Genomic DNA, 3,778 nt, shown 5'->3' on the forward strand with positions numbered 1-3,778 from the left:
TAACTTAGTGCCATTAGTCTTTAACCAGGTCTGTCAGAGGCTTTAATTCTCGGAATCACTGGCTAAAGCATTTTGATAGTCTTGCTCGCTGATGCTTTGCATCTGTGAAATAATATTATTCGCTACCTGTGTTTGTAAATTGGCAATGATTTCTTGCTTTTGTGTATCATTGCTAAGCTGTTGTGTGGCATTGGTGTTAAAGCTTTGTGAGGCTGTATTTGACTGGTTAGCTAATATCACCTGTCCGTCGCTTGTCAGTAGCTGGTAGTCAACCGTGTACGAAATCAGATATTGATTTGATGAGGCACCACCGGTAATCCCAACCAGGCGCTGGCTGGAGGCTGCTTGACGGATTTCAAGAATAATGTTGGCTTGTTTCTGTTGCGTTGTTAATGTCGCGCCAGTGGCATTAAGTGTTGCATGCAGTGTGTTAAGGAAGCTAAAGTCATTACCATCATATTCAATATAAATTTTTTGCATAAATTTTGGTAATTCCTGATTAAAGCCACGAAGGTGGAAACCGCAGCCATATAAAAGCCCTGCAAATAGCATGATAAGTGTGAGTCGTATATAATGCTTTGTGTATGCTGTTTTTTTTAAAAACATAATATTAGGCTCCCACAACGATGTTAAGTAGCTTTTTAGGGATATAGATGACTTTACGAATTGCTTTTCCATCAACAAGTTTGTGAACGTTCTCATGTGCAATGGCGGCTTGTTGGATCTGGTTTTCGTCATAGTCGCTGGAGACTTCCATTTTAGCACGAAGTTTGCCATTGACTTGGATGACAAGTGTAAACTCGTCACTGATAAGTGCGCGCTTATCTACCTGTGGGAAGCCTGCATGTAAAATATCATCACCAAAACCAAGGCTTTGCCACAAATGTTGTGTGATATGTGGTGTAAAAGGGGATAGAAGTCGCAATAAAATTGAGAATCCTTCGGTTTTTAATGCATTGCTTTTGGCATTTTGTAAAGCGTTGAGTATTTTCATACAAGCAGATACAACCGTATTTAATTGCGTTTTCTCTAAGTCAAATAAAGCCTGTTTTAAATTGGCATGAATTTCAAAACGGATTTTTTGATCATTTTTGTCTAATGCCTTGGGCTTAGCATCAACGCTAAAGCTTGCTTTATTTTCAAAAGCATAATTCCATAATTTTTTCAAAAACCGGTGTGCGCCGTCAACACCAGAGTCTGACCATTCAAGGGATTGTTCAGGAGGGGCAGCAAACATGCTAAATAAGCGTACGGTATCAGCGCCATATTTATTAATTAAATCTTGCGGGTCAACGGTGTTGCCTTTTGATTTTGACATTTTAGCACCATCTTTTAATACCATGCCTTGTGTTAGAAGGTTTGTAAAAGGTTCATCGCTGTTAATAAGACCAGCATCACGCATCAGCTTATGAAAAAAGCGTGCATAAAGCAAATGCATAATCGCATGTTCCACGCCGCCAACATATTGATCAACTGGCAGCCAGTAATTAGCTTCTTCATCAAGCATTGCGTCAGCGTTGACACAAGTGTAGCGTGCATAATACCAGGAAGACTCCATAAACGTATCAAAGGTGTCGGTTTCACGCGTTGCTTTTTGATGGCATGTTGGACAAGTCGTTTCATAAAATGCTGGAATCGTTTTTAAAGGCGATATGGTCCCGTCAAGTGAAACATTTTCAGGCAATTTTACTGGAAGATTTTCTTCGGCTTCTGGTACGATGCCGCATTTTTCACAGTGAATCATCGGGATTGGACATCCCCAGTAGCGTTGACGTGAAACACCCCAGTCACGAAGACGGAAGTTTGTCTGCTTTACACCTTTGTTCTCTGTGATTAACTGCTTAGTAATTGCATTGAAGGCTTGATCAAAGTCTAAGCCATCAAATTCACCAGAGTTCATTAAAATACCTTTTTCTGTGTAGGCTTCTTTATCAAGTTGGCAAGGGTTTTCATCCGTTCCTTTAATTACCTGTTTGATTGGCAGGTGATATTTTTGTGCAAATTCCCAGTCGCGTTGGTCATGACCTGGAACAGACATAACAGCACCTGTGCCATAACCGGTTAAAACAAAGTTTGCCGCCCATATCGGCATGGACTCGCCGGTTAGCGGGTGGATTGCCGATAAACCAATATCAACACCTTTTTTCTCCTGGGTGGCAAGATCAGCTTCCATGGTGGAGCTGTGTTGACATTCTTTGATAAACTCAGCTAATTTTGTATTTGATTTAGCTTGCTTTAATGTTAATGGGTGCTCTGGTGCAATAGCTAAATACGTGGAACCCATGAGCGTATCAGGTCTTGTTGTGAAAACCTCTAAATAATCATGATCGCCATCATCAACATCAAAACGAATCTGTATACCTTTTGATTTGCCAATCCAGTTATGCTGCATGGTTTTCACTGCTTCAGGCCATCCTGAAAGTTTTTCAAGATCCGCTAAAAGCTCATCAGCATAGTCAGTGATCTTAATAAACCATTGAGGGATTTCTTTTTTCTCCACAAGCGCACCTGAACGCCAGCCGCGACCATCAATAACCTGCTCATTTGCTAAGACTGTTTGGTCAACTGGATCCCAGTTGACAACAGAATTTTTGCGATAAACAAGCCCTTTTTTATAAAGTTCAATAAAAAACCATTGCTCCCAACGGTAGTAATCTGGTTTGCAGGTGGCAAGCTCTCGATCCCAGTCATAACCAAAGCCCAGACGCTTTAGTTGTTCTTTCATGTGTTCAATATTGTGATAGGTCCAATCAGCAGGTGCTTTTTTATGTTTAATTGCTGCATTTTCTGCAGGAAGGCCAAAGGCATCCCATCCCATGGGTTGTAACACATTTTTGCCAAGCATTTTTTGATAACGGCTTATAACATCACCAAGGGTGTAATTACGCACATGCCCCATATGCAGCGCACCACTTGGATATGGAAGCATTGACAGGCAGTAAAATTTTTCCTTGTTACCATCTTTTTGTGCTTTGAAAGTATTATTGTCTTGCCAGAATCGTTGAATATTTTTCTCTAAGGCAGAAAAATCATAGTTTTTTTGCATCGGTATCTTTCCACGAGGGTTGTTAAACTAATTCATATATATAAGGGCTTATATTAACGAAAAAACAGGCTAAAGAAAACTATTGAATTTAATGGGTTTTATCGATAGGTTGTTACGATAGGGTATCATGTGTCATCAGCTTGAAGTAAATCAGCCTTCTTCTCCCATACTTCAAAATCAAAATCAAACTGGTTATTCTCATCTTTTTTATAGTGACGGTTACCAATGCGTTTGAATTGTGTTTTATCCCATTTAGGGAAAAAGGTATCAGCAGGCTGAACGGCATTCACTTTTGTGATATACAGTCGATCAACAAAGGGCAGAAACTGCTGATAGATTTCCGCGCCACCGATGATAAATATTTCGTAATGTGGTTTTTCTTTTGCCAGTGTTAAAACCTGTTCAATTGAATGTAAAATAATACATTTGTCTTGATGATAGTCTTGCTTTTTGGTGAGAATAATATTTTTTCGCTTGGGCAGGGGACGGCCGATAGAGTCAAAGGTTTTTCGTCCCATGACAATATAATTATTCTCTGTGATTTTTTTAAAATTTTTCAAGTCATCTGATAATTTCCAAGGAAGCGTATTTTTAAGACCAATTCCATGATGTTGATCATAGGCAACAATGATCGATAGCATTATTTTTCCAGCAAAATGATTTGCAGATAGTATAACGAAATTTTTTCCTAAAAAACAACGTAAAGAGAAGCGGCAGGGTAAACGCATCTAA

At 39.4% G+C, this 3,778-nt stretch carries 3 protein-coding genes; all 3 read right to left on the minus strand.

What is annotated here, in order from left to right; all coding sequences use genetic code 11:
* Positions 1-42: 42 nt before the first annotated feature.
* The 3 genes from DNK84_RS11245 to DNK84_RS11255 all read right to left on the minus strand — a co-directional run bounded on the left by DNK84_RS11245 (position 43) and on the right by DNK84_RS11255 (position 3,687).
* Entirely contained in the window at positions 43-606 is a 564-nt protein-coding gene (locus DNK84_RS11245) for an LPS-assembly lipoprotein LptE (protein ID WP_162902404.1), read from the minus strand.
* Between the two features lie 4 nt (positions 607-610).
* A complete protein-coding gene (gene leuS, locus DNK84_RS11250; protein WP_119344602.1) occupies positions 611-3,046 on the minus strand; it encodes a leucine--tRNA ligase in 2,436 nt (811 codons plus the stop codon).
* A gap of 125 nt (positions 3,047-3,171) precedes the next feature.
* Entirely contained in the window at positions 3,172-3,687 is a 516-nt protein-coding gene (locus DNK84_RS11255; protein WP_119344603.1) for a dihydrofolate reductase, read from the minus strand.
* Positions 3,688-3,778 lie beyond the last annotated feature (91 nt).

The organism is Facilibium subflavum (assembly GCF_003574485.1).
GTDB lineage: Bacteria > Pseudomonadota > Gammaproteobacteria > Francisellales > Francisellaceae > Facilibium > Facilibium subflavum.